The organism is Salinivibrio sp. ML290 (genome assembly GCF_001995695.1).
Taxonomy (GTDB): domain Bacteria; phylum Pseudomonadota; class Gammaproteobacteria; order Enterobacterales; family Vibrionaceae; genus Salinivibrio; species Salinivibrio siamensis.
The window spans coordinates 1-24,418 of the sequence record NZ_MUEY01000002.1 but is presented as its reverse complement, the minus strand read 5'-3'; the positions used below and the strand labels follow the sequence as shown (position 1 = coordinate 24,418).

Below are 24,418 nucleotides of genomic sequence, written 5' to 3'. Positions count from 1 at the left end.
GACCTGTTTGTAGGCGCAGTCACGTTAATCTTCGCTAAAAAGATCACCGCCGTGCATATCGATCATTTCTAGCGCTTTACCTCCGCCACGTGCGACACAAGTCAGCGGATCTTCGGCAACGACGACTGGAATGCCGGTTTCTTCGGTAAGCAAACGGTCAAGATCGCGCAGCAGCGCACCACCACCGGTGATCACCATGCCACGCTCAGAAATATCAGACGCCAGCTCGGGTGGGCATTGCTCTAGTGCCACCATCACCGCAGAGACAATCCCAGTCAGGGGCTCTTGCAGCGCTTCTAGGATCTCATTGGAATTAAGTGTGAAGCTACGCGGCACCCCTTCAGCAAGGTTACGACCACGTACCTCAATTTCACGCACTTCATCGCCTGGGTAAGCGGAGCCGATTTCATGCTTGATGCGCTCTGCGGTGGCTTCACCAATCAAGCTGCCATAATTTCGGCGAACATAGTTGATAATCGATTCATCGAAACGGTCACCACCAATACGTACCGACGATGAATACACCACGCCATTAAGCGAAATGACCGCCACTTCTGTGGTACCACCGCCGATATCGATCACCATCGAACCCGTTGCTTCTGATACCGGCAAGCCTGCGCCAATCGCCGCTGCCATGGGCTCATCAATTAAATAGACTTCACGTGCACCGGCACCTAATGCCGACTCACGGATGGCTCGGCGTTCAACTTGGGTTGAGCCACAAGGTACGGCCACCAAGACGCGCGGGCTTGGACGCATGTAGCTGTGATCGTGCACCGATTTAATAAAGTGCTGCAGCATTTTTTCGGTGACGTAGAAATCAGCAATCACACCGTCTTTCATTGGACGAATCGCGGCAATATTCCCCGGTGTTCGACCCAGCATCTGCTTCGCATCATGACCCACAGCAGCCACACTCTTGGGAGAGCCTGCACGGTCTTGGCGAATAGCGACAACAGACGGCTCATCCAGAACAATGCCCTGTTCTTTTACGTAAATCAGTGTATTGGCGGTTCCCAAGTCAATGGATAGATCGTTGGAAAACATCCCGCGAAGTTTCTTAAACATGATGGTCGATTAATCCTGCAAGCTATGAAATCAGACAAATTGAGCTAAATGTATCAACGCGCAAGGTAAGCGGCAAGATACGGTGCTGTAAACCTGAATGAGATCTGTGTTTTTTTTCAATGCGCTGTCATTTTGATGGTTTTTCCATCAAAAACGCATTATTCCTTTTATCTTTATCGGGTCGGTGATTGGCATGACTGATGAATCACCAACTGCGTCGATGCCTTCGTTGACGCCGTTGCCTCGTAATACGTTAAGTAACAATCCGTCGCTGGCTGATCAGGAAGCCGCCAGATAAAGTCGACCCGATTTTTCTCTGGATAGCGTCGCAACTGCCAACGCGTTGCATCCTTCAGCGCCGTCACTAACTCAGGCAAAGCACTTGCCTCAGGGTAGCCATAAGACACACGAATGGACGTGCCGTTGACGGTCAGTGATTGTTCCGCCTGATCACTGACTTTTTTCTTCTCGGCCAACGCGTGTGTTTGCGTCATGGCGCTGTCGATGCCGCTTTTTAAACCTTTTAACGCGGACACATTAGCATCCGCCTCATAATCGTAGAACTTAGGGATCGCAATCACCACCAGCACCGACAAAATACTGGCCACTAGTAAGGCTTCTAACCACCCGCGTCCTTGTTGATGGGAGAGCTTGATGACTTGACTCATCGCTTCCCCCATCGGCGGCGTTTTTTCTGTGCTGGGTGCGGAGACATTTCCGCCCCAAGCAGCCGCCCTTGTCCGCCTGCGACACCCAGTTCTTTCACCACTGACCATTCCTCATTGGTTTCCACGCCTACCGCCAGTACCTCGGTGGTGGTAGCCTCACAAGCACCTAACACGCTGCGCAAATACAGCTGGTTCTCTGGCCGTTGGTGGATATTGCGCACCAAACTACGATGAAGCTTAATATAAGCGGGTTGAATATCTTTAACATAGTGAGTGCTTACTATCGTTCTACCTGCTTGGTCAACAACTAGACGGCACCCTAACGCGGCAATCATTCGTAAGCAAGGCCGCGCCGCATCAAAGTGTGAAACCAAAGCGCCTTCAGACACTTCCACCAGTAAGCGATTCAATGTACTTCTTGGCGTTTGTAACAACATATCGCGCAACCACACCACAAACTCACGTTGACAAAGTGAGTACGCACTTACATTGACGGCGTAGTTATCGATGTAATCACGCGTTTTTAGCCACCACAGCGCGCGACCCACGGTCGCCTTGTCAAACGCCACGTCCATGCCAACCCATTCGACCCCTGGCCAAAAGCGCGAGGCCTTAAGCACCTTGCCTTTTTCGTCCTTAATTCGGCCTAAAAGTTCATAATGAAGGCGGGTTTTGCCATCTCGCGCAAACACCGGTTGGCGATAAAGCATCGGTCCCTCTCCTGCCATCACCGACTCGAGTAAGGTGCGCCAACGTACACTACCACGTTTATCCAGTTGGCTTAGTTGTTTGTCGAACTGTGACCAACCATTCTGGCCGGTTAGCGCCGCCGCTTTAAGTGCACGTTCAGCTTCATCCATTAGTCGCCCACGTCGCTCACTGGCGCCAAATGAGGTCATCCCAAGGTGGAACCAATTATCTTGATCCAACGCCTCGGGTGGCGCGAGTTTATCTAACGCATTGGTGATTTGCGCTAAAAAGGGATGCACTTCTTCTCCCGCTTGGTTGACCAGCAAAATGGCAAAATCCGAGGCAAAATAACGTGCCAACACGGCATCCGGAAAACGCTGAATCGCATTCGACAGAACATTGCCAATCGCTTGAATCAATTGATCGGCGGCTTCTTGCCCGTGCTGCGCCACCAGATCTTCCCATTCCGCCACCCTCACTAGGATCACACTGCCTTGGCTGGCATCATCACTGGCTAGTGTGTGCAAGCGATTATCAAACATCACGCGATTCGCGGCGCCGGTGAGTTGGTCTAAGAAGGTGTTGGTGCGAATAAAGGTGTCAAAACGACTACGCTCTTGGCGCGCTTCTTTAAGCTCTTCGATCAGTTGCGTTAACGCCGCGCTTGCCGGGATCGGCCACTCGCGGCTATCACCTTGCTGCGCATCATCGAGTCGCCCCGCTAAGATCAGTCGGCCACGCTGCTCAAGCACCTCACTGCCATACAGCTGACGCCGGAGCCAACGGATCCCCCATGTGAGCCCCAAGACAATCACCAAAATCGCCGCCGATAAGGAGGACAATGGACCAATGGAATAGGCAAACTCCGCATACGGCGGCACAAAGGTCAGTTTGACCGCAAACCCTGGGTTGCTATCGAGCGGTATATCACGAGAGATTACCTGTTGATTGGTCACCGCCTGGTATTGAATTTGCTCATATTGATACAAGATCCCAGCGTCCGAGTAGATAGTGAGGGACGTCACGTCACTGGCTTTAAGCATCTTGGGAAGCCAGCGCGAAAAGTATTGGTTATCACGCTGGTCACTGGCCATCTCTTGATCAATCACCTCAACCATGCCGTCAACATAATGCGAGATGAAATCAATCCCCAATTGGCGGAAGCTGATCGCACCGCCGATAAACAACACAAAAATGGCACACACCACAATAAGCGTGACAAATGCAACGAGTCGGTTGGTCAGCTTCATACCGCTGACTTTGATCGCACTGGCTGTTCTATCCATGATTCTCTGCTGACTTGGGTCGCCTTTGGGGGCTAGTAGCCGCTATTATCAGGCTTGGTTATCATAATGTGAATGCCTAGACCACGAATCGGTGGCTGTCTTTTTACGCAACGAGGACTCATGGACTGGATTACCTGTACACAAAGCTTTATCTGCGTGGTGGATCATGGCTCGTTGGCCCAAGCGGCCACCAAGCTACACACCTCAAGTTCTGCCCTGTCAAAACGCCTAAGCTGGCTAGAACGCCAACTGGGGGTTCAATTGCTCAAACGCACTACACGCAGTTTGTCGATGACAGATGCGGGTGATCTCTTCTACCACCGCGCCAAGACGTGGGTCGATGACTGGCAACAATTAGTCAGTGAGACCACCTCCACCTTTGGTGAGGTCAGTGGTGTATTGCGTATCGGTGCGCCATTGGTGACAGGGAACCGCTTTCTGGTCAACTTTATTGCTGAGTTTCTTGAGATTTATCCGAAAATCAAAGTCGAACTCACCACCCTCACCCCTGGCCAGCTGCCGGATCTGAATCTGGACGTGGTGATCAGTCGTGAACTCGAGTACTTTAACTCCGCCAGCTACATCGCCGCCAAATTATTTGATTTTCAACCTGGCTTTTTTGCTGCCCCTGCCTACCTCGAGCGCCATCCGCCCATCACCACGCCAGCGCAACTTACCCAGCATAATATTTTGCTTTACGGTAATTCGCATCAGCCTCAAGAGCGGGTGTTTGAAGATGGCACCCGCTTACAATTGTCCGGTAATTTTGTCTCACCCAACCCTGAAGCCTTGGTCAGTGCCGCGGTGATTGGCATGGGGATCATTTTAGGGGGCGCCGGGACGGTGCAAAAAGAAATCGACCAAGGCTTATTGGTCCCGGTGCTACCAGCCCTAAAGCAACCACGATTATCGGCCTACGCCTACTACCCTAAGCTGGAATACAACCACACCAAAACCAAATTATTTATCGATTTTATTAAACAGAAAGTTAAAGATTTGTACGTTTAGTGTGCAGATAAAGCAAGAGGTAACGCCAACTATCATCGGGGCTTAGCCGATTTTGGAAAAAGTATTTTATCTTTTATCTATATATCGATAACAATCACTGCGCTAGGGTGAGACAAGACACTCACCTCAACAACGTGCAATATTCATGGCCTATTATAATCCTAAGTACCCCGATACCCCCTCGCTTAAACGTGCAGCAAAACGGCGTATCCCAGCCTTCGCCTTTGATTATCTTTGCGGCGGTTGTCACGATGAAATTGGCGTGGCGCACAATGCCGGGGCGTTTGAACACGTAAAACTGCAGTCTGACTTGCTTGCGCCTACCCCAGAGATCGACTTATCCGTCGAGTTATTTGGCCAACGCTATGCCGCGCCTTTTGGCGTCGCCCCCGTCGGACTTCAAGGGTTAATGTGGCCCAAGGCGCCGGAAATTTTGGCAAAAGCGGCCTATCAAGCAAAGCTTCCTTATGTGCTCAGCACCGTATCCTCAGCGAGTCTTGAGACCATCGCCGAGATCTCTGAGGGAACGGCGTGGTATCAACTCTATAACCCAACGGATGCCAAGATCCGTAAAGATCTCATGGGTCGCATTAAAAGTGCAGGGTATAAAGTGCTGGTCGTCACTGTGGATGTGCCGACCTTCGGTTATCGCCCGCGCGATATAAAAAATGGCTTGGCGATGCCGCCGAAAATGAACCTGCGCAATATCGTGCAAATGATGCAGTGTCCGGCATGGAGCTGGCAGACGTTACTGGCTGGCGTGCCTGAGATGCAAACCCTCAAGCCTTACATGCCAAAAAACATGCCCACCAGCGAACTGGCGAACTTTATGAACAATACGGTGATGGGCGCCGTCGACTTCGACAGCCTCAAGGTGATCCGCGATAACTGGGACGGCCCCTTGGTATTAAAAGGCTTGGTCAACCCAGACGATGTCAAACAAGCGGTTGCGCTCGGTGCCGACGCGGTGGTCTTATCCAACCATGGGGGACGTCAGTTAGATGTTGGCGAGTCGCCACTGGATACCATTCAAACCATCAAGCGCTTATATGGTGACAAGATTAAACTGCTGATGGACAGTGGCGTACAAAGCGGCGGAAATGTGGCCCAAGCGATGGCCATGGGCGCCGACTTCACCCTGCTGGGCCGCACTTTTGTCTATGCCTGTGGCGCGTTGGGCCATCATGGGGGGGAACATGCGATAGACATGCTCACCCAACAAATGACCCAAGTAATGGGCCAGTTAAAATGCCCAACGCCGGCGCAATTGCCGCACTTTTTAAAAGCGGGCCCTGGTGTCGCCTAACCCAGCCCGTTCAGTAACCGACCACGTCAAAAAGCAAAAAGCCCCAACAGGGGCTTTTTCGTTTCAACCACGTTGGCGTTGACTCGCCACTTAACGCAGTCCGTTTTAGAACGGAATATCGTCGTCAAAATCAGGCAGATCGTTGTATTGCTGCTGAGGTTGCGACTGTGGCTGTGGTGCCGACTGCTGCGGTGGCTGTTGGTTAAAGTTTTGCTGTGGTTGTTGAGGCTGCTGAGGCTGTCCCCATCCACCTTGCTGCTGCGGTGACTGCTGCATGGGCTGACCTTGGCTCTGACCACCACGGCCACCCAGCATTTGCATGCTGCCACTAAACGGTTGTACCGCGACTTCCGTGGTATAACGGTCTTGCCCGTTTTGGTCTTGCCACTTGCGTGTCTGCAGTTGGCCTTCGATATACACCTGAGAGCCTTTGCGCAGATACTCACCCGCGACTTCGGCGGTTTTACCGAACAGCACAACACGGTGCCACTCTGTTTTCTCACGCATCTCACCGGTGTTTTTATCACGCCATGACTCTGAGGTCGCGAGGCTGAGGTTCGCCACCGCACCGCCGTTGGGGAGGTAACGGATTTCCGGATCGTTGCCCAAATTACCAATCAAGATGACTTTGTTTATGCCACGGCTGGCCATAGGTGACTCCCACTGTTCTTGGTTGCGCGCGAAACGATTTCGCAAACTGGATAAATAAGGAGGAAGTCTAGCACGAGCACCCCAGAGGTTCGAAGCTTTTCCACGCGATCTGTTTCCATATTCTGCAGTTAAAGCGTCAGCACAATGGGTTATCACTCGCAGCGTATACCTTAAAGATAAAAATGGTTTAGACTGATGGAAAGCTTGCCCAGCCTTGACGTCGGTGATCACCCCACTGACGTCACACGGATACGCATGTTGAGTCATCATCAGTAGGATGCTTATGAACCAGGCCGAAACCACCTCAGATAGTTACACACTGCTTCTTATTTCTCAGCCCAGCATGTCTGTGTCTGCACTGATGACATGCTTAGAAAAAGCAATTCATAGCGAGGTTGAGCTCGTGACGCCCGATGCGATCACTGACAAGCTCACCGCACGACCCGGTTTAGTGTTGGTAGACTTAAACGCCTTTGATGACATTGCCACCGAGCAGCTAAAACAATCGCTGATCCCCTTTGCCGACCAACATGTCTTTGCGCTGCTCAATGCACATGACTTAAGTGCCAAAGAACTCGCCAGCTGGCCATTTATCAAAGGGGTCTTTAAAAAAGAAGATGAGATCCGCCACCTATGTTATGGCATCGAAAAAATGTTCTCTGGCGAGTACTGGCTACCCCGTCACAAAATGGCCGCGTTAATTCACTATTATCAGCAGCACCACCAACAAGCGATCGATGAGCAGGCCATTGTCCTGACCAACCGCGAGCAACAAATCCTACGCCACCTTGTCACGGGCGCCTCTAACCAAGACATTGCCCGTGCATTGGACGTCAGTGAGCATACCGTTAAGTCGCACCTTTATAACGTGTTTAAGAAAATCAATGTTAAAAACCGAGTACAAGCCGTGTTTTGGGCGAAAAACAACTTATCCCTAATTGGCTCCACGGGGCTTGAGGCCTATCCTGGCACCGACGACGATCACCGCTAGTTGGGTCAAGCTCACCCATCAAGGTAGGATGTCACGTTACTCAGTTAAAAAGGAATCACAGGATGGGATTTGATGTCTTTAACGGTGATGCCGATGGGCTTACCGCGCTGGTGCAATGGCGCTTAGCACACCCACAAGCCACCACGTTAATTACGGGGGTTAAACGCGATATTGCTCTGTTAAAGCAAGTGCCCACAGGCCCCGAGCAGGCCACAGTACTCGATGTTTCTATGGCGAAGAACCAAGACGCACTCGCGAGATTACTCGCGGCTGGCACGCGCGTGTTCTATGCTGATCACCATCAAAGTGGTCCCATCCCAGATTCGCCTTTGTTAGACGCACATATTCATACCAGTGCTAACACCTGTACCGCGCTTATTATCGATAAACTTCTCGGTGGGCAGTATCGAGAATGGGCGTTAGTTGGCGCGTATGGCGATAATCTGGATCGCACTGCAAATGCCCTTGCTCGACAGTCGGGTATTGACGAGCAAACGCGCGCGCGGCTGGCACAGCTCGGCCACTATCTCAACTACAACAGCTATGGCGCGAGCTTGGATGACCTCATTATGCCCCCCGCGGTGTTATATCGTCACCTGTGTGGTTTTTCGACCCCCGATGCTTTTATGCACGCTTATCCGGACATCGTGGTGGCACTGGCTGACGCGTATCAAAGCGACCGGGCGCATGCGCAAACCCTAACCCCGGCGCTGGGCGATGAAAACGCACAGGTGTATCAGCTTCCCGATGCCGCTTGGGCACGCCGAATAAGTGGCATGTTTGGCAACCAATTAGCCAACCGCCATCCTGATAGAGCCCATGCCGTGCTCACGCCGATGCCAGGAGGAGAATGGATGGTCAGTATTCGTGCCCCGTTAAATCGTCCTACTGGGGCGGCGCAGTTGGCCGAGCAATTCACAACAGGCGGTGGCCGCGCCGCGGCGGCGGGAATTAATGCCCTCCCACCGGCGTCCTTATCAACCTTTACCGATGCATTTATGGCGTATTTTTCCGCCCATGCGGACTAAGCAACGCGGGGACGGTCACGCTATCTGGCCGCGTTGGCGCGCAGTACTTGCTTAGCCGCACTGAACCCAGCAAACTATTGACCCAGATAACATTGTTAGCAGCCGCTTGCTAACAACCCGCTTAGGGGTGTCGACCGCGTCATAAACCGCTCGCCACCCAACAAAAACGAAAGGATCTGAGATGATAAAAAAATGTCTGTTCCCAGCGGCTGGCTATGGCACCCGCTTTTTACCGGCAACCAAGTCGATGCCGAAAGAAATGATGCCAGTGGTCAACAAGCCTTTGATTGAATACGGCGTGGATGAAGCCTTGGAAGCGGGTATCAACGGCATGTGTATTGTCACCGGTCGTGGCAAGCATGCCATCATGGATCATTTTGATAAAAACTATGAGCTTGAGCATCAAATCAGTGGCACCAACAAAGAAGTGTTACTCGATGACATTCGCAATACCATAGAGAAAGCGTCATTCACTTACATTCGCCAACACGAAATGCGTGGACTCGGACATGCGATTTTAACTGGTCGCGATCTGGTCGGCGACGAAGCGTTTGCTGTCGTGCTCGCCGATGATCTTTGCATCCATCCTGACAATGGCGTTCTCAAGCAAATGGTCGCCCTATATAACCAGTTCCGTTGCTCGATTGTCGCGGTGGAAGAAGTCCCGGAAAATGAGACCCATAAATATGGTGTCATTGCCGGTCAAGAGATCAAAGATGACCTTTTCCGCGTAGACAACATGGTGGAAAAACCCGATCCCGGCGATGCGCCAAGCAATCTTGCTATTATTGGCCGGTATATTTTAACGCCAGATATCTTTGATCTGTTAGAAACGACCCCGCCAGGTAAAAACGGCGAAGTCCAGATCACCGATGCGCTGCTCAAACAAGCACAGTCAGGGTGTGTACTGGCGTATAAATTTAAAGGCGAGCGCTTTGACTGTGGCAGCGTAGAAGGCTTTATTGAAGCCACCAATCACTGCTACAAGCACCACTACCTTGGCGGAAGCAACAAAGACGAAGCGACGGTCAAAAACCGTCGATAACGTTAACCGCGTCGGATCGCGCGTTTTTCCCTTCGAGTAAAGGCTGTGTAAATATACAGCCTTTTTATTTGGTCATGGTCATGTCTGTGCCATACTAGGCGACCAACCAGTGAGCTGACTGAGTAGTAGGATAATAATGGACAATATCGACGTCAGAGGCGCGCGCACGCATAACCTCAAAAACATCAACCTCACCATTCCTCGTGATAAACTGATTGTGATCACCGGCCTATCTGGCTCGGGAAAATCATCGCTGGCCTTCGACACCCTATACGCCGAAGGCCAGCGCCGTTACGTTGAATCCTTGTCAGCGTATGCGCGCCAGTTTCTCTCCTTAATGGAAAAACCCGATGTTGACCATATCGAGGGTCTGTCACCTGCGATCTCGATAGAGCAAAAGTCCACCTCGCATAACCCGCGCTCAACGGTCGGCACCATCACTGAAGTGTATGACTACTTACGCTTACTGTATGCGCGAGTGGGCGAGCCACGCTGTCCCACTCATGATGTGACCTTAGCGGCTCAGACCGTCAGTCAGATGGTCGATAAAGTGCTTGCGCTGCCGGAAGGAAGCAAGCTGATGCTGCTCGCGCCGATCATTAAAAACCGTAAAGGGGAGCATGTTAAGACTCTGGAGAACCTCGCTGCGCAAGGGTTTATCCGTGCCCGAATCAATGGCGAAGTGTGCGATCTATCCGATCCGCCGACACTCGAGCTGCAGAAAAAGCACACCATTGAGGTGGTGGTCGATCGCTTTAAAGTGCGCGATGATCAGCAACAGCGTTTGGCAGAATCTTTTGAGACCGCGCTCGAGCTAACAGGCGGCAGCGCGGTGATCAGTTGGATGGACGGTGAAGGGGAAGAGATCATTTTTTCCGCCAACTTTGCCTGCCCACACTGCGGTTACAGCATGCAAGAGCTTGAACCGCGCCTGTTCTCCTTTAATAACCCAGCCGGTGCCTGTGGTACCTGCGACGGCTTGGGGGTGCAACAGTATTTTGATCCTAAGCGCGTTCTCCAAAATCCAGCCGTCAGCCTCGCGGGTGGGGCGATCCGCGGCTGGGATCGGCGTAACTTTTATTACTTCCAAATGCTACGCTCGCTGTCTGAGCATTATGGCTTTGATTTGGAAACGCCGTGGCAGGATCTGTCGGGCACCGTTCAGGACATTCTCTTGTACGGTTCCGGCCCAAAAGAGATCGAGTTCAAATACGTCAACGATCGGGGCGATATTCGCGTACGTAAGCATCCCTTTGAGGGGATCCTCAATAACATGGAGCGTCGCTATCGCGACACCGAATCGAATGCTGTGCGCGATGAGCTTGCCAAATATATCGCCACCAAACCCTGTGCCAGCTGCGGTGGCTCACGCTTACGCCAAGAAGCTCGTCATGTGTTTATCGACGGCCACAATCTACCCGAGATTTGTGAGCTGAGCATTCAACAGGCGCTGGACTTCTTTGAACAACTGACCTTGACCGGGCAACGCGCCAAGATTGCCGAAAAAGTGATGAAAGAGATCCATGACCGGCTACGGTTTTTGGTCAATGTGGGGCTTAACTACCTGAATTTATCGCGCAGTGCCGATACCCTCTCTGGCGGTGAAGCACAGCGTATTCGACTGGCCAGCCAAATTGGCGCGGGCTTGGTGGGGGTCATGTACGTACTGGATGAGCCCTCTATTGGTCTGCACCAGCGTGACAATGCCCGCTTGCTCGATACCTTGGAGCATCTGCGCGATCTGGGGAACACTGTCATGGTGGTCGAGCATGATGAAGATGCCATTCGCGCGGCCGACTACATCATTGATATTGGCCCGGGGGCCGGGGCACATGGTGGTCAAATTGTTGCCGAAGGCAGTTTAGAGGACATACTCGCCAGTGAGTCGTCACTGACAGGTCAGTATCTAAGTGGAAAGCAAGCGATCGAGGTTCCCGCAAAGCGTATTGAGCGCGACCCAAACAAAATGTTGACGCTGAAAGGGGCGACGGGCAACAACCTGAAAAACGTTGATCTCCACCTACCTGTCGGACTCCTTACCTGCGTGACGGGCGTGTCAGGCTCAGGCAAGTCAACGCTTATCAATGACACCTTTTTTAAAGTGGCCCACCAGCAATTAAACGGCGCGACCACCGCCGATCCCGCGCCTTACGAGTCGATTGATGGGTTGGGACATTTCGACAAGGTGATCGATATTGATCAAAGCCCCATTGGCCGTACCCCACGCTCAAACCCAGCCACCTATACGGGGATCTTTACCCCGATCCGTGAGCTGTTTGCCGGTACCCAAGAGGCACGGGCACGCGGATATAAAGTGGGCCGCTTTAGCTTTAACGTGCGCGGCGGTCGCTGCGAAGCGTGCCAAGGTGATGGCGTGATCAAAGTGGAAATGCATTTCTTGCCCGATGTGTATGTACCTTGTGATGTGTGTAAAGGTAAACGTTATAACCGGGAAACATTGGAAGTACGCTATAAAGGCAAAACCATCGATGAAGTCCTTGAGATGACCGTCGAGGACGCACGTGAGTTTTTCGACGCCGTGCCCGCTATCAAGCGTAAACTGCAAACATTGATGGATGTCGGCCTGAGCTATATTCGCCTTGGCCAAGCGGCCACCACCTTATCGGGGGGTGAAGCACAGCGGGTCAAGTTAGCACGAGAGCTGTCTAAGCGTGACACGGGTAAAACGCTTTACATCCTCGATGAACCAACCACAGGACTTCATTTCCATGATATTCAGCAACTGCTTAATGTCCTGCACCGCTTGCGCGAACAGGGCAACACTATCGTGGTGATTGAGCATAATCTGGATGTGATAAAGACCGCGGACTGGATCATCGACTTAGGGCCAGAGGGCGGTAATGGCGGCGGTGAAATCATCGCGCAAGGTACACCGGAAGCGATCGTGGATGTGGTGGGTAGCCACACCGCTCACTTCCTCAAACCGATGTTGGAGCGATAATGACCTCAGCGCTGCCGCAGAGTCGCGTGATACGAAAGCCGCTAACAACCCCATTTCTACTAACGTTAGCGGCCTTGTGGTTGATCTGCTTACCACTGTACTCGGTGTCTCTCCCGCTGGTTGGCATACGCCACCCTGCAGCGGCGCTTTCCTTGTTAACGCTCGCGTTCACCTTGGGGTTTGCCTGCTTAGAAGTCGTGCGTCAGCATACTTGGCGGGCAAGCCGACTAACCTGGATGCTTGGTTTGGCAACGGGCCTGGCGATTATTCCTTATTACTATCCACACGCTGAGGCACTCAATAGCGGCTATGCCATGGCCGCCTTGATACTTAGCCTCGGTTTCTTCTCCAGCCTTCAACAGTTTGTTTTTAACCATTCGCAGCGGCAAAAGCTACTCGGGGTATTTTTACTCGCCTCTTGGCTAGCGGTACTGTCGGTGTTGGGCAATCAATCACCACCGGGCATGGCGCCTTTTATGTTTAACAACTGGGTGCCTCACTTGCCCCCTGCGGTCACGCACACACTGCTACTTACAGGTCTCACCTTAGCGGCGTATATTCTCGCCAGAGAGCCGAGTGGCCGCTACCGCCATCCCATCAGCCAAAGCTTATTAGCCGTCACCCCCTTGGTTTTTATTCCAGTGTTAGCGATGCAAGGCCAGCCCCTGCTGCTGCTCTTTGCGTTGTGTGCCATCGTGTTACAGCAAGCCTATTTGAGTCGCTTTGCCTCCAGGCGCCAGCACAAAGCTTGGCTTGTGGCAGTCTGTCTCGGCGCGATCCTGGCGATATTTGCCCTCAGTGGTCAAGATAGTTGGCAATGGCTAAGCGACGGCGAGCGACGTGCGTTGATATTAGCGTGGCAACAATGGCAAACAACGCCCTTTTTCGGCGTGGGCATGGGCAATGGTAAGCAGGCCTTGCTGTTGCTTTCTGCTTCACAACCCGGCCATCTTGGTCCAGTGAACCTGCCCAGTGCACTGCTGTTTTGGCTGTTGGAAGGAGGCTTATTGATTGGATTGGGCTATGTGTTGGTGATCATGGCGCTCGGCGTCAGGATCCTTCGTGCTCCCTCAGGGACACGGCGGATCTTGATTGCTTTAGTGCTACCTCCGCTCACTGGACTGATGATCTATCCGGTAAGCGGCACCCAGTGGTTCAATGGGGTATTGTTACTCCTTTGGCTATACTGGCTTGATAACCTCACCAGCAAATATCGCCGCTACCCGGTACTCACTCATGGTTACAGCCAACGTGTGGCCAGTCGCACCGTGATCACTGCCCTCGTCATCACGACACTCGTGTGCCTGTCGTCCGTATATTTGGCCAATCGTTATTTGCGCGACTCTTTACTCAGCTCGCAACGTTTTGCCTTATACCAGCAACATCCATGGTGGCAGCAAAAGCTGGCCCACGCACAACAAAGCCGTCACTTTCAGGCTAATTTAGCAACTCTGTCTGACACTGAGCGCCAGCAACACCTTAACCAATTATTGCGCCAAGTCGCACAACGACCACGCTTTGCTGGCTATCAGCATGCCTATCAAGTGGCCCTACAAATCGGTGACCGTCAGCGGGCTCGCGATATCCAGCAAGAAGCACGTTACTTGTATCCAAACGCGGCGAAGGTATGGACAATCCGCCATACCCTACCGGATCATTCGACGCCCTAGCGCAATGCCTCTTCAAGGGCTTTAAGGCACAGGGCAATGTTCTCATCCCTTGCGCCGTAGCCCATTAAGCCGATTCGCCAAGCTTTACCCGCCAAATCACCGAGGCCAGCGCCAATTTCCAAGTTATAGGTGTGAAGTAAATGCTGGCGCACGGCGGCATCATCCACGCCCTCAGGAATATAAACGGCGTTAAGCTGGGGCAAACGATAAGGTTCATCGACCACAAAGCCAATCCCTAAATTGTCCAATCCCGCTTTCAAACGCTGATGCATGGTATCGTGGCGTTGCCACGCGTTCTCAATCCCTTCGTGATACAGTTTGAGCAGGGCTTCATGTAGGGCATATAAACTATTCACGGGTGCCGTATGGTGGTAGCTACGTTTGCCGTCGCCGCTCCAATACCCCAGCACCAAACTTTGATCGAGAAACCAGCTTTGCACCTTGTGAGTCCGCGCCTGCATTTTTTCTACTGCACGGGGCGAGAATGTCACTGGCGACAAGCCCGGTACACACGACAAACATTTTTGACTGCCTGAATAGACTGCATCTAATTGCCACTCGTCCACCTTCAACGGCACTCCACCTAGTGAGGTCACCGCATCGACAATAGTGAGGCAGCCGTGTTCACGTGCCAAGGTGGCAAGGGCCTGTGCATCAGAGCAAGCGCCTGTGGACGTCTCCGCGTGGACAAATGCGACTATGCTAGCCTCCGGGTGCGCCTTCAAGGCCGCTTCAACCTTTTCAGGATTAACCGGAGCGCCCCAGGCATCATCAACCATCACCGCATGTGCACCACAACGCTCCACGTTTTCTCGCATCCGGTCGCCAAACACGCCATTGCGACAGACGATCACTGTGTCGCCAGGCTCCACCAAATTGACAAAACAGGCTTCCATCCCCGCACTTCCAGGTGCAGAGACCGCAATGGTAAACGGATTGTCGGTTTGAAAAGCGTACTGCAGTAGCTGCTTGACCTCATCCATCATGCCAATGAATAAGGGGTCAAGATGCCCCAATGTCGGCTTGCTCAATGATTGCAGCACCGACGGGTAAATGTCAGAGGGCCCTGGCCCCATCAATGTGCGAGCGACGGGTTGAAAAGACTGAATATCGGAAATTGCACGAGCCATCACGAATCCTTGTTGTTGGTACCGAGGCTCACCGTTATAGCATATTTTTTCGCCATCCCCCTAGCCTCTGGCACATGAACTGTGTGATCGCTAGCGGCGATTTATGTTTCTTTTCAGTGCCGATAGGGCGCAATGGCCTCCTTTTACTCATTCAAAGCGGGGGCTGGGCAGTGCTCCCCCATCAAGAGCAAAAACACGGTTGACACCCTGCGACCACACCCGTAATGTTAAAACTGTTCATGCGGTCACCAACCCATGACTGAACATGCAGAAGAGGTGCATTTCTCAGGCAGTTATCAGGCGGAGCCCCACTCCTAAGCGTGATAACCAGGGGAGACAATGCCGAGGTGGCGTAAGAGCGGGGTCGATACGCTGCCGGCCTTGAAGGCTGAATCCTTCAGGCTGTCACTTGTCATCCATATGGACAGACAGGTGGAGCGCTTCTGGCAGAATGCCTGCCGTTTGCTCTTCCTACCTTGTCGCGGTATTTATCGCGGTCACGATGTGACTTCTGATGTTCCCCACTGACTTTTGAATATATTGAATCAATGAGCACGAGCTCAAAAGGGGAAAAGGACGTGAACCCGTTACCATCAATTTCAGTCGCTAAGTTTGGCGGCACCAGTGTCGGGACGCTAGAGGCGATGCAGCAAAGCGCCGCGGTTATCGAGCAAAACCCGCAAACCCGTTTAATCGTGATCAGTGCGTGCGCCGGAGTGACCAATCATTTAGTCGCGCTCGCAAAAGGGATCAACGACCCTGACGTGCGCCAAGCCAAGTTGGACGCCATTAATGCCATTCACCAAGCAATATTGCAGCAACTTCCTGATTGCCAAAACACGCAAGCAGCCGTCGAACACTGGCATCTCGCCATTGCCGAGTATGCCGAAAAAGCGGCCATCATTCCTGACACAGCGCTAACGGATGCGTTAGTTGCCTGCGGCGAGCTGATCTCAACCCATATTTTCACCCATTTGCTCAACAGCCGAGGTATAACCGCTTTGAGAGTAGATGCGCGTGAATTGCTGCGCACCGACAGCCAGTTTGGCTGTGCCCAGCCTGACCCACAACAGACGCGAACACAGTGCCACGACCAATTGCTTCCGCATTTAGCCACACATCGAGTGATCACCCAAGGGTTTATCGGCGCGGATGCCCACGGACAAACCACCACCTTAGGCCGTGGTGGTAGCGACTACAGTGCAGCACTGTTCGCCGAAGCCGTGGACGCAGAGAGTTTGGCCATTTGGACCGATGTGCCCGGGATTTATACCACCGACCCGCGGATTGCCGAACAAGCGCGCCCAATCAGTGAGATTAGTTTTAGCGAAGCCTCAGAAATGGCCACGTTTGGTGCCAAAATCCTGCACCCGTCCACCTTACTGCCTGCAGTGCGCCAACATATACCAGTGTTTGTCGGGGCCGCGAGAGCGCCTGAGCAAGGCGGCACCTGGATCCGCGAGCAAGCGCGCTCGGCACCGCTGTTTCGTGCCGTCGCCTTACGACGAAACCAAACCATGGTGACACTAACCAGCTTAAACATGTTCCATGCATATGGTTTTTTGGCCAAAGTCTTTGAGGTTTTGGCACGATTTGAAATCTCGGTGGACTTGATCACCACCTCGGAGGTCAGTGTCGCTTTAACCCTTGATCAAACTAACACTCAGGGCGACGCGCCGCAGCTGCCACAAGCGGCTATCGCCGAGCTGACCCAGTTATGTCATGTCGAGATCTGCGAGAACCTAGCGGTGGTAGCGCTGATTGGCAATGATATGAATCATACTGCTGGCGCGACAGCGCCGGTGTTCAGTGCCTTAACACAACATAAACTACGCATGATTTGCTACGGTGCCAGCAACCACAATGTATGTGTTGTGGTTGAAGATGACGATGCCACCCAGGTGGTGCAGCGGTTACACGCGGACTTATTTGAATAATAAAAAAGCCAGCACAGCCAATGTGCTGGCTTCTTTCGTTAGCCGTTTAAGTTCGGCCCTAGCCATTTTTCCGATTCTTCGCTGCTCCACCCTTTGCGTGCTGCGTAGCTGTCTCGCTGATCGTTTTGGATCTTCGCCACCGCAAAGTAACGTGACTCAGGGTGGGAAAAATACCAACCTGAGACCGACGCCCCCGGCCACATGGCATAGCTTTCGGTAAGTGTCATCCCCGTATGCGCTTCTACCGACAGCAATTGCCAAATTTTGTCTTTCTCACTGTGTTCAGGACAGGCGGCATAACCCGGCGCTGGCCGGATCCCTTGGTATTGCTCGCGGATCAGCGCATCGTTATCGAGCGTCTCATCGGGCGCATAGCCCCACAAGGTAATCCGAATTTGCTGATGGAGGTACTCTGCAAAGGCTTCTGCGAGTCTATCGGCGACCGCCTGGATCATGATCGCGTTATAATCATCCCCTTTCGCTTTGTATTCTTCCGCCAAGGCATATTCGCCAATACCACCTGTCACCGCAAATGCGCCAATCCAATCCGGCTGGCCACTGCTTTTTGGCGCAATAAAGTCCGACAAGCAATAGTTGGCACCACGTGGCTTTTTCGTTTGCTGCCGCAAGTGGTTCAGTACGGTGAGCGTCGCTTGGCGAGACCCATCATCATAGACTTCAATATCATCCTCAACGCTGTTGGCAGGAAAAAGGCCACACACTCCCTTCGCGGCGACCAAGCCTTCTGCCTCGAAACGATCGAGCCAAGCATTGGCGTCTTGATACAAACGGCGCGCTTCCTCACCCACTAGTTCGTGATCCAAAATCGCCGGGAATTTGCCACTGAGTGACCACGTCATAAAGAAGGGTGTCCAGTCGATATACTGACGTAAGGTCGCTATCGAGACATCATCGTAAACATGCACGCCCGGCTTCAACGGCTGCGGAGGAGCATAGTTTGCCCAGTCCGTTTGCCACTTATTGTCCCGCGCCTGCTCAAGGGTGACGGGAGCGGTTCGAGGCGTTTTGCGTTGATGTTGCTCACGCACCGCCGCATAGTCTTTGGCTAAACGGGCCACAAAATCCGGCCGCTGAGTCTGTGACAGCAACGATGAGCACACCCCCACGGCACGTGACGCGTTGGGCACATAGACCACGGGCGCATGGTAATGCTGTTCAATCTTCACCGCGGTATGGGCTTTGGACGTGGTCGCGCCGCCAATAAGCAAAGGAATATCAAACCCTTGGCGCTCCATCTCTTTCGCCACGTTCACCATTTCATCTAACGATGGGGTAATCAGGCCTGATAAACCAATAATATCGACGTTTTCCTCACGCGCCACCGACAGGATTTTATCGGTCGGCACCATCACGCCGAGATCAATAATCTCGAAGTTATTACATTGCAGCACCACGCCAACAATGTTTTTGCCAATGTCATGCACATCCCCTTTGACCGTGGCGAGCAAGATCTTGCCATTGGTCTGTCCTTGCTGCTTTTCAGCATTGATGTAGGGCTCAAGGTAAGCCACCGCCTGCTTCATCACCCGTGCCGACTTCACCACTTGTGGTAGGAACATCTTGCCTTCACCAAACAAGTCCCCGACCACGTTCATGCCAGCCATCAGTGGGCCTTCAATCACTTCTAGAGGTTTACTTGCCGCGGCGCGAGCCAGCTCGGTGTCTTCAACAATAAACTCTGTAATGCCTTTGACCAGTGCATGTTCCAACCGCTTTTCCACCGGCCAACTGCGCCACTCCGCAGTTTCCGCGACCTCGTTCTCCCCACTATCGCGATAGCTGTCGGCGATCTCCAATAAACGCTCCGTGGCGCCATCATCTTTGTTGAGCACCACATCTTCTACTGCCAAGCGCAAAGACTCGGCTAAATCATCATAGATGGCTAACTGACCGGCGTTGACGATCCCCATATCCATGCCATTTTTGATGCAGTGATACAAAAACACCGCATGAATAGCCTCACGGACGGGGTTGTTACCTCGAAACGAAAACGACACATTGGAGACACCGCCCGAGATCATGGCATGCGGCAGGGTTTGTTTAATGTCGGCCACGGCGTTGATGAAATCGACTGCGTAGTTATTGTGCTCATCAATGCCGGTAGCAACCGCAAAAATGTTGGGATCGAAGATAATATCTTCCGGCGGAAAGCCGACTTGCTCGACCAGAAGATGATAAGCGCGCGTACAGATTTCCACTTTCCGCGCTTGAGTATCGGCTTGACCTTGTTCGTCAAACGCCATCACGATCACCGCCGCGCCATAGCGACGGACTAAACGTGCTTGGTGCAGAAAAGCCTCTTCTCCTTCTTTGAGCGAAATAGAATTGACAATGCCTTTTCCTTGAATGCACTTGAGGCCAGCTTCAATCACTTCCCATTTAGAGGAGTCAATCATCACTGGCACACGGGCAATATCCGGCTCGGCCGCGCATAAATTGAGGAATCGCACCATAGCCTTTTCGGCATCCAACATGCCTTCATCCATATTGATATCGATGATTTGGGCGCCGTTTTCCACTTGCTGCAATGCCACTTCCAGCGCCTCGTCGTATTGCTCTTCAACGATTAAACGTTTAAAGCGTGCTGAGCCAGTCACATTGGTGCGCTCACCCACGTTAACGAACAAGCTATCGGCATTAATGGTCAGGGGCTCGAGCCCAGATAAGCGACAGGCCACAGGGTGGTCAGGCAGAGAGCGTGGCGAATGTTTTTTCACCGCGTCGCTAATCGCTTGAATATGTTCAGGCGTGGTGCCACAACAACCACCGACCAAATTGATAAAGCCTGACGCCGCCCACTCATCAATGTGTGTCGCCATCTCTTCGGGAGAAAGGTCATACTCACCAAACGCGTTGGGCAACCCCGCATTAGGGTGGACGGAGACAAAGCCCTCACAAATGTCGCTCAGCTCTTTGACATACTGGCGCAATTCAGCCGGCCCCAGTGCGCAGTTTAAGCCAAACGACAGTGGCTCAACATGGCGCAGCGAGTGATAAAAGGCGGCGGTCGTTTGTCCGGATAAGGTGCGTCCAGACGCATCAGTGATGGTGCCGGAGATCATAATGGGTAAGCGAAACCCACGGGCATCAAAGACCTTTTCAACCGCAAACGCACAGGCTTTGGCATTCAAGGTATCAAAAATGGTCTCCAACATGATGATATCAACCCCACCCTCAATGAGCGCTTCGGTGGACTCGGCATACACGTCGACTAACTGATCAAAGCTGACATTGCGAAACCCAGGGTCATTCACATCTGGTGAGATTGAGCACGTTCGGTTGGTCGGCCCCAACACACCCGCGACAAAACGGGGTTTATCCGGCGTTTTCGCCGTCCACGCATCAGCGACCTCACGCGCAAGCCGGGCTGCCGCTACGTTGATTTCCGCACTCAGCGCCTGCATGTCGTAATCGGCCATCGCAATTTGGGTGGCGTTAAAGGTGTTAGTTTCAATAATGTCCGCGCCCGCGGCCAGGTAATCACTGTGTAGCGAAGCGATCTTATCAGGCTGAGTCAGCACCAAAAGATCATTGTTGCCTTTCACATCACAGTGCCAATCTTTAAAACGTTGGCCACGATAATCGGCCTCATTGAGCCCTAACCCCTGAATCATGGTGCCCATGCCACCATCGATCACTAGAATACGGTCGCGCAGTTGCTGTGTCAGTCGGTCCATACTATTACGCTTATCATCTTCCTCGTTGCAGTCATTTCATCCTACCACAGCGAAAATGGAAATCTAGACGTCTATAAATAACAATTTATTTTGATCTATTTCAATTCAGCTGTTCGTTTTGACAACGATTTCTATTAATATTTTGACACATTTTTTCATTCCCTCGTTGTACTAGGAAGCGGCATGTCAACTTACGCAATCCTCAGCTTTATGGCTGCTGCAGCCATCTTTATCGCTTTTATTAATAGTAAAATCAGTCGAGTACAAACCACCATCGCCATCACCGCCAGCTCGCTCCTACTGTCTTTGTTGATAGTGGTCGCCGGTCAATACCAAGCCATTCCACTCAAAACCATGGCCGAGCAAATACTGACAGATATCCACTTCGATACCTTTTTGCTCAAAGGCGTCCTCGGCTTTTTGCTCTTCGCGGGGGGAATTGGTGTCAAGCTTCCCTCTTTCTCCGACCAAAAGTGGGAGATCACGACCCTGGTGATCGGCGGGCTATTGGTCTCTGTGTTTTTAATCGGCACCGGTATCTGGGGCGTGTTTCAGCTGATCGGTATTCCTTTCGATTATCTCTACTGCCTGCTATTTGGCGCGCTGATCTCGCCGACCGATCCCATTGCTGTTCTCGCCATTGTGAAAAAACTGCAAGCACCGATGCGGATCACGACACAAATAGAGGGAGAATCGCTATTTAACGATGGCGTGGGTATCGTGATCTTTGTGACTCTTTTTACCCTAGCCTTTGGCGACAACAACCCGACGGTGGGCGGTACCATTGCCTTGTTTTTACAAGAAGCCGTTGGCGGGATTTTATATGGCCTGGTGCTTGGCTATCTTTTCCATCGCTTGATTTGTGCCACCAACGACCACTCGATGGAATTGCTGTTAACGCTGGCTATCCCCAGCGCTGGCTATGTCCTGGCCGATATGCTGCATGTCTCTGGCCCGCTGGCAATGGTGGTTGCCGGGATTATGATTGGCAACTGGACCCGCTTTATTGGCTTTTCTAAAGAAAGTGAAGATCACCTCGACCACTTCTGGGAACTGGTCGATGAATTTCTTAACAGCCTACTCTTTCTCCTCATCGGGGTTAGCTTGCTGCAAATCAGTTTCCATAAAGAAGACTGGATCATTATGGCGGCGGTGGTGCCTATTGTGCTTCTCGCCCGGTTTATTAGCGTGAAAGTGTGTTACCTCGGCTTTAAGCGCTTTCGAACCTATAACCCTTGGGCAGTACGTATATTAAGCTGGGGAGGCTTACGCGGAGGGCTTGCGTTGGCCATGGCAATGGCCGTGCCCGCTGGCATCATGGTGGTGCCGGAAAAAAATATCGATGTTCGCGAGCTGATCCTCATCATGACCTATGCGGTGGTGGTGTTCTCCATTTTGGTGCAAGGCTCAACCATGACAGGCATGGTTGATAAAGCAAACGCAGCACAAGACGAAATGGATAAACATCAAAGCTAACCGAGTCCCTAACCCAAAAGCGCCCGCGGGCGCTTTTTTATTCATCAAGGGTAAAGTTAGACGCGGAAAAGGCATCCAAGTCGAAGGGCGTTTGCTGGTAAACACAATAGTTTAGCCAGTTGGCAAACAGTAAATGCCCATGGCTGCGCCAACTCACATACGGTGGCTGCGAAGGATCGTCATCTGGGTAATAGTTAAGGGGGACCGCGGGCTCCATGCCTTCTTCTAAATCCCGATGGTATTCATGATGCAGGGTATGAGAATCATACTCAGGATGACCGGTGACAAACACATTGCGCTTATCTTTCGTCGCCGCCAGATAGGTACCCGCTTCATTGGACGTGGCTAAAATATCGAGGTCGGTATGTTCGGCCAGATAACTCGGAGAAAAATCCGCATAGCGTGAGTGGGGCGCTAAGAAGCTATCATCAAAGCCGCGTAATAGCGGGTGTTTGCATAACTCAGCATTAATGTGGTGACGGTAAACCCCTGACAACTTCTCTTTGCGGGTTTTCTTGGGTAAATCATACAGCAACTTTAACCCTGCTTGCGCGGCCCAACAAATATATAAGGTTGAGGTAACGTGCTTATGCGCCCAATTCATCACATCTTGAAGGTGCTCCCAATATATCACGTCCTCAAACTGCACCAGTCCTAACGGTGCCCCCGTCACGATCAGACCATCAAAGTTGCGCGTTCGTACAGTCTCAAATTGACGATAGAAGGTATCAAGATGCTCGGTAGGCGTATTTTTGCTTGGTCGATTATCTATCCGCAGTAACTCCACATCCACTTGCAAGGGACTGTTAGAAAGCAGACGCATAAATTGCGTTTCGGTCTCGATTTTTTTCGGCATCAGGTTAAGTAGCAGCACCTTCAGCGGGCGAATGTTTTGACTCACCGCACGGGTTTCTGTCATCACGAAAATATTTTCGCGCCGCAGGATATTGGTCGCGGGGAGTTGATCCGGGATTTTAATCGGCATCACTGCCTCCTAGGGATGTTTAGACGTCCAGATATCTAATAACATAACGCAGCCACTGACCGAGCTCAAGCAATAATCAATCATTGCACAAGTGTTGTTTAAGCATAGGAAAAGACAGGATCAATGAGGAGAGGCAAAAACGAAAAAAGCCCCCCGCAAATGCGGAGGGCTTATAAATAACTCTTGGCAGTGACCTACTCTCACATGGGGAGACCCCACACTACCATCGGCGCAGCAACGTTTCACTTCTGAGTTCGGCATGGGTTCAGGTGGTGCCGTTACGCTATGGCCGCCAAGAAAAACCTGGTGCTGATAGGCAGATTTGAACTGCCGACCTCACCCTTACCAAGGGTGCGCTCTACCAACTGAGCTATATCAGCGAAAACGCTTCATCAAAGTCTTACGTCAGTCTGCTTTGATGATTAAATCCTTTTTTGCCCTCAGATTTTTCCAAAAATCTGTAAACAAGAAAGCAAGCCTGGCGATGTCCTACTCTCACATGGGGAGACCCCACACTACCATCGGCGCTGCTTCGTTTCACTACTGAGTTCGGCATGGAGTCAGGTGGGTCCAAAGCGCTATGGTCGCCAAGCAAAATTTTGTTTTGTCTTCACTTTTTTAAAAAGTGAAAACCATCAACCTAGAAAGCTGTTCGTTCTCGCCACAATCAACTGGCTTATTTTAAGTCCAACCCAAAACCTCTTGGGTGTTGTATGGTTAAGCCTCACGGGCAATTAGTACAGGTTAGCTCAACGCCTCACAGCGCTTACACACCCTGCCTATCAACGTTCTAGTCTAGAACAACCCTTTAGAGAGCTC

The 24,418-nt window shown here is 52.0% G+C and carries 16 protein-coding genes, 1 tRNA gene, 3 rRNA genes and 1 riboswitch; of the genes, 9 read left to right on the top strand and 11 right to left on the bottom strand.

Annotation, left to right across the window (positions count from 1 at the left end; genetic code table 11):
• Positions 1-24: 24 nt before the first annotated feature.
• From BZG23_RS02220 to csrD, 3 genes are all read right to left on the bottom strand, one after another.
• Complete coding sequence (locus BZG23_RS02220) at positions 25-1,068, bottom strand: rod shape-determining protein (RefSeq protein WP_046073887.1); 1,044 nt, start codon at positions 1,066-1,068, stop codon at positions 25-27.
• A gap of 173 nt (positions 1,069-1,241) precedes the next feature.
• Positions 1,242-1,736 (bottom strand): hypothetical protein, encoded by a 495-nt coding sequence (locus tag BZG23_RS02215; protein ID WP_077606032.1) that lies wholly within the window; start codon positions 1,734-1,736, stop codon positions 1,242-1,244.
• Positions 1,733-3,712, bottom strand: coding sequence for an RNase E specificity factor CsrD (gene csrD / locus BZG23_RS02210; RefSeq protein WP_046073885.1), 1,980 nt, complete (start codon positions 3,710-3,712; stop codon positions 1,733-1,735). The genes BZG23_RS02215 and csrD overlap by 4 nt, the downstream gene beginning before the upstream one ends.
• Before the next feature lie 120 nt (positions 3,713-3,832).
• Between csrD and BZG23_RS02205 the strand changes: the two genes are divergently transcribed.
• The gene (locus BZG23_RS02205) at positions 3,833-4,720 is read left to right on the top strand and encodes a LysR family transcriptional regulator (RefSeq protein WP_046073884.1); all 888 of its coding nucleotides are present in this window, start codon (positions 3,833-3,835) and stop codon (positions 4,718-4,720) included.
• A 145-nt stretch (positions 4,721-4,865) separates the two neighbouring features.
• Complete coding sequence (locus BZG23_RS02200) at positions 4,866-6,026, top strand: alpha-hydroxy acid oxidase (protein ID WP_046073883.1); 1,161 nt, start codon at positions 4,866-4,868, stop codon at positions 6,024-6,026.
• 105 nt (positions 6,027-6,131) lie between these two features.
• On the opposite strand, the gene BZG23_RS02195 is transcribed toward BZG23_RS02200, so the two are convergent.
• A complete protein-coding gene (locus tag BZG23_RS02195) occupies positions 6,132-6,677 on the bottom strand; it encodes a single-stranded DNA-binding protein (RefSeq protein ID WP_046073882.1) in 546 nt (181 codons plus the stop codon).
• A gap of 283 nt (positions 6,678-6,960) precedes the next feature.
• Between BZG23_RS02195 and BZG23_RS02190 the strand changes: the two genes are divergently transcribed.
• The 5 genes from BZG23_RS02190 to BZG23_RS02170 all read left to right on the top strand — a co-directional run bounded on the left by BZG23_RS02190 (position 6,961) and on the right by BZG23_RS02170 (position 14,373).
• Positions 6,961-7,668 carry a LuxR C-terminal-related transcriptional regulator gene (locus BZG23_RS02190; RefSeq protein WP_077606031.1) on the top strand — a complete coding sequence of 236 codons (708 nt, stop codon included), beginning with the start codon at positions 6,961-6,963 and terminating at the stop codon, positions 7,666-7,668.
• A gap of 62 nt (positions 7,669-7,730) precedes the next feature.
• Complete coding sequence (locus BZG23_RS02185; protein ID WP_077606030.1) at positions 7,731-8,696, top strand: acetyltransferase; 966 nt, start codon at positions 7,731-7,733, stop codon at positions 8,694-8,696.
• Positions 8,697-8,877: 181 nt separating this feature from the next.
• Complete coding sequence (gene galU, locus BZG23_RS02180) at positions 8,878-9,741, top strand: UTP--glucose-1-phosphate uridylyltransferase GalU (protein ID WP_077606029.1); 864 nt, start codon at positions 8,878-8,880, stop codon at positions 9,739-9,741.
• 136 nt (positions 9,742-9,877) lie between these two features.
• Positions 9,878-12,703 (top strand): excinuclease ABC subunit UvrA, encoded by a 2,826-nt coding sequence (gene uvrA / locus BZG23_RS02175; RefSeq protein WP_077606028.1) that lies wholly within the window; start codon positions 9,878-9,880, stop codon positions 12,701-12,703.
• Positions 12,703-14,373: a Wzy polymerase domain-containing protein gene (locus BZG23_RS02170; RefSeq protein WP_077606027.1), complete on the top strand. Its 1,671-nt coding sequence runs from the start codon at positions 12,703-12,705 to the stop codon at positions 14,371-14,373. The genes uvrA and BZG23_RS02170 overlap by 1 nt, the downstream gene beginning before the upstream one ends.
• Here the strand turns inward: BZG23_RS02170 and BZG23_RS02165 are convergent.
• The gene (locus tag BZG23_RS02165) at positions 14,370-15,503 is read right to left on the bottom strand and encodes a pyridoxal-phosphate-dependent aminotransferase family protein (RefSeq protein ID WP_077606026.1); all 1,134 of its coding nucleotides are present in this window, start codon (positions 15,501-15,503) and stop codon (positions 14,370-14,372) included. The two genes, BZG23_RS02170 and BZG23_RS02165, sit on opposite strands and share 4 nt — an antisense overlap.
• Positions 15,504-15,766: 263 nt before the next feature.
• Positions 15,767-15,954: riboswitch (Lysine riboswitch) on the top strand.
• Between the two features lie 97 nt (positions 15,955-16,051).
• Here BZG23_RS02165 and lysC point away from each other — a divergent pair.
• Positions 16,052-17,440 carry a lysine-sensitive aspartokinase 3 gene (gene lysC, locus BZG23_RS02160; RefSeq protein WP_077606025.1) on the top strand — a complete coding sequence of 463 codons (1,389 nt, stop codon included), beginning with the start codon at positions 16,052-16,054 and terminating at the stop codon, positions 17,438-17,440.
• A gap of 38 nt (positions 17,441-17,478) precedes the next feature.
• Here the strand turns inward: lysC and metH are convergent, their stop codons facing one another.
• Positions 17,479-21,138: a methionine synthase gene (gene metH, locus BZG23_RS02155; protein WP_077606024.1), complete on the bottom strand. Its 3,660-nt coding sequence runs from the start codon at positions 21,136-21,138 to the stop codon at positions 17,479-17,481.
• A 183-nt stretch (positions 21,139-21,321) separates the two neighbouring features.
• Between metH and BZG23_RS02150 the strand changes: the two genes are divergently transcribed.
• On the top strand, positions 21,322-22,614 hold the full coding sequence (locus tag BZG23_RS02150) for a cation:proton antiporter (protein WP_077578640.1): 1,293 nt from the start codon (positions 21,322-21,324) through the stop codon (positions 22,612-22,614).
• A 37-nt stretch (positions 22,615-22,651) separates the two neighbouring features.
• Here the strand turns inward: BZG23_RS02150 and metA are convergent, their stop codons facing one another.
• The 5 genes from metA to BZG23_RS02125 form a co-directional block, all read right to left on the bottom strand.
• The gene (gene metA, locus BZG23_RS02145) at positions 22,652-23,599 is read right to left on the bottom strand and encodes a homoserine O-acetyltransferase MetA (protein ID WP_046073872.1); all 948 of its coding nucleotides are present in this window, start codon (positions 23,597-23,599) and stop codon (positions 22,652-22,654) included.
• A gap of 181 nt (positions 23,600-23,780) precedes the next feature.
• Positions 23,781-23,896, bottom strand: a 5S ribosomal RNA gene (rrf, locus tag BZG23_RS02140).
• 7 nt (positions 23,897-23,903) lie between these two features.
• A tRNA-Thr gene (locus BZG23_RS02135) sits at positions 23,904-23,979 on the bottom strand.
• Positions 23,980-24,075: 96 nt separating this feature from the next.
• Positions 24,076-24,191, bottom strand: a 5S ribosomal RNA gene (gene rrf / locus BZG23_RS02130).
• A gap of 121 nt (positions 24,192-24,312) precedes the next feature.
• A 23S ribosomal RNA gene (locus BZG23_RS02125) occupies positions 24,313-24,418 on the bottom strand; the annotation flags it as partial.

Bases quoted from the DNA above. Each gene is read 5' to 3' on its own strand.
- BZG23_RS02220 (WP_046073887.1), bottom strand. From the start codon at position 1,068: ATGTTTAAGAAACTTCGCGGGATGTTTTCCAACGATCTATCCATTGAC.
- BZG23_RS02215 (WP_077606032.1), bottom strand. From the start codon at position 1,736: ATGAGTCAAGTCATCAAGCTCTCCCATCAACAAGGACGCGGGTGGTTA.
- csrD (WP_046073885.1), bottom strand. From the start codon at position 3,712: ATGGATAGAACAGCCAGTGCGATCAAAGTCAGCGGTATGAAGCTGACC.
- BZG23_RS02205 (WP_046073884.1), top strand. From the start codon at position 3,833: ATGGACTGGATTACCTGTACACAAAGCTTTATCTGCGTGGTGGATCAT.
- BZG23_RS02200 (WP_046073883.1), top strand. From the start codon at position 4,866: ATGGCCTATTATAATCCTAAGTACCCCGATACCCCCTCGCTTAAACGT.
- BZG23_RS02195 (WP_046073882.1), bottom strand. From the start codon at position 6,677: ATGGCCAGCCGTGGCATAAACAAAGTCATCTTGATTGGTAATTTGGGC.
- BZG23_RS02190 (WP_077606031.1), top strand. From the start codon at position 6,961: ATGAACCAGGCCGAAACCACCTCAGATAGTTACACACTGCTTCTTATT.
- BZG23_RS02185 (WP_077606030.1), top strand. From the start codon at position 7,731: ATGGGATTTGATGTCTTTAACGGTGATGCCGATGGGCTTACCGCGCTG.
- galU (WP_077606029.1), top strand. From the start codon at position 8,878: ATGATAAAAAAATGTCTGTTCCCAGCGGCTGGCTATGGCACCCGCTTT.
- uvrA (WP_077606028.1), top strand. From the start codon at position 9,878: ATGGACAATATCGACGTCAGAGGCGCGCGCACGCATAACCTCAAAAAC.
- BZG23_RS02170 (WP_077606027.1), top strand. From the start codon at position 12,703: ATGACCTCAGCGCTGCCGCAGAGTCGCGTGATACGAAAGCCGCTAACA.
- BZG23_RS02165 (WP_077606026.1), bottom strand. From the start codon at position 15,503: ATGGCTCGTGCAATTTCCGATATTCAGTCTTTTCAACCCGTCGCTCGC.
- lysC (WP_077606025.1), top strand. From the start codon at position 16,052: ATGAGCACGAGCTCAAAAGGGGAAAAGGACGTGAACCCGTTACCATCA.
- metH (WP_077606024.1), bottom strand. From the start codon at position 21,138: ATGGACCGACTGACACAGCAACTGCGCGACCGTATTCTAGTGATCGAT.
- BZG23_RS02150 (WP_077578640.1), top strand. From the start codon at position 21,322: ATGTCAACTTACGCAATCCTCAGCTTTATGGCTGCTGCAGCCATCTTT.
- metA (WP_046073872.1), bottom strand. From the start codon at position 23,599: ATGCCGATTAAAATCCCGGATCAACTCCCCGCGACCAATATCCTGCGG.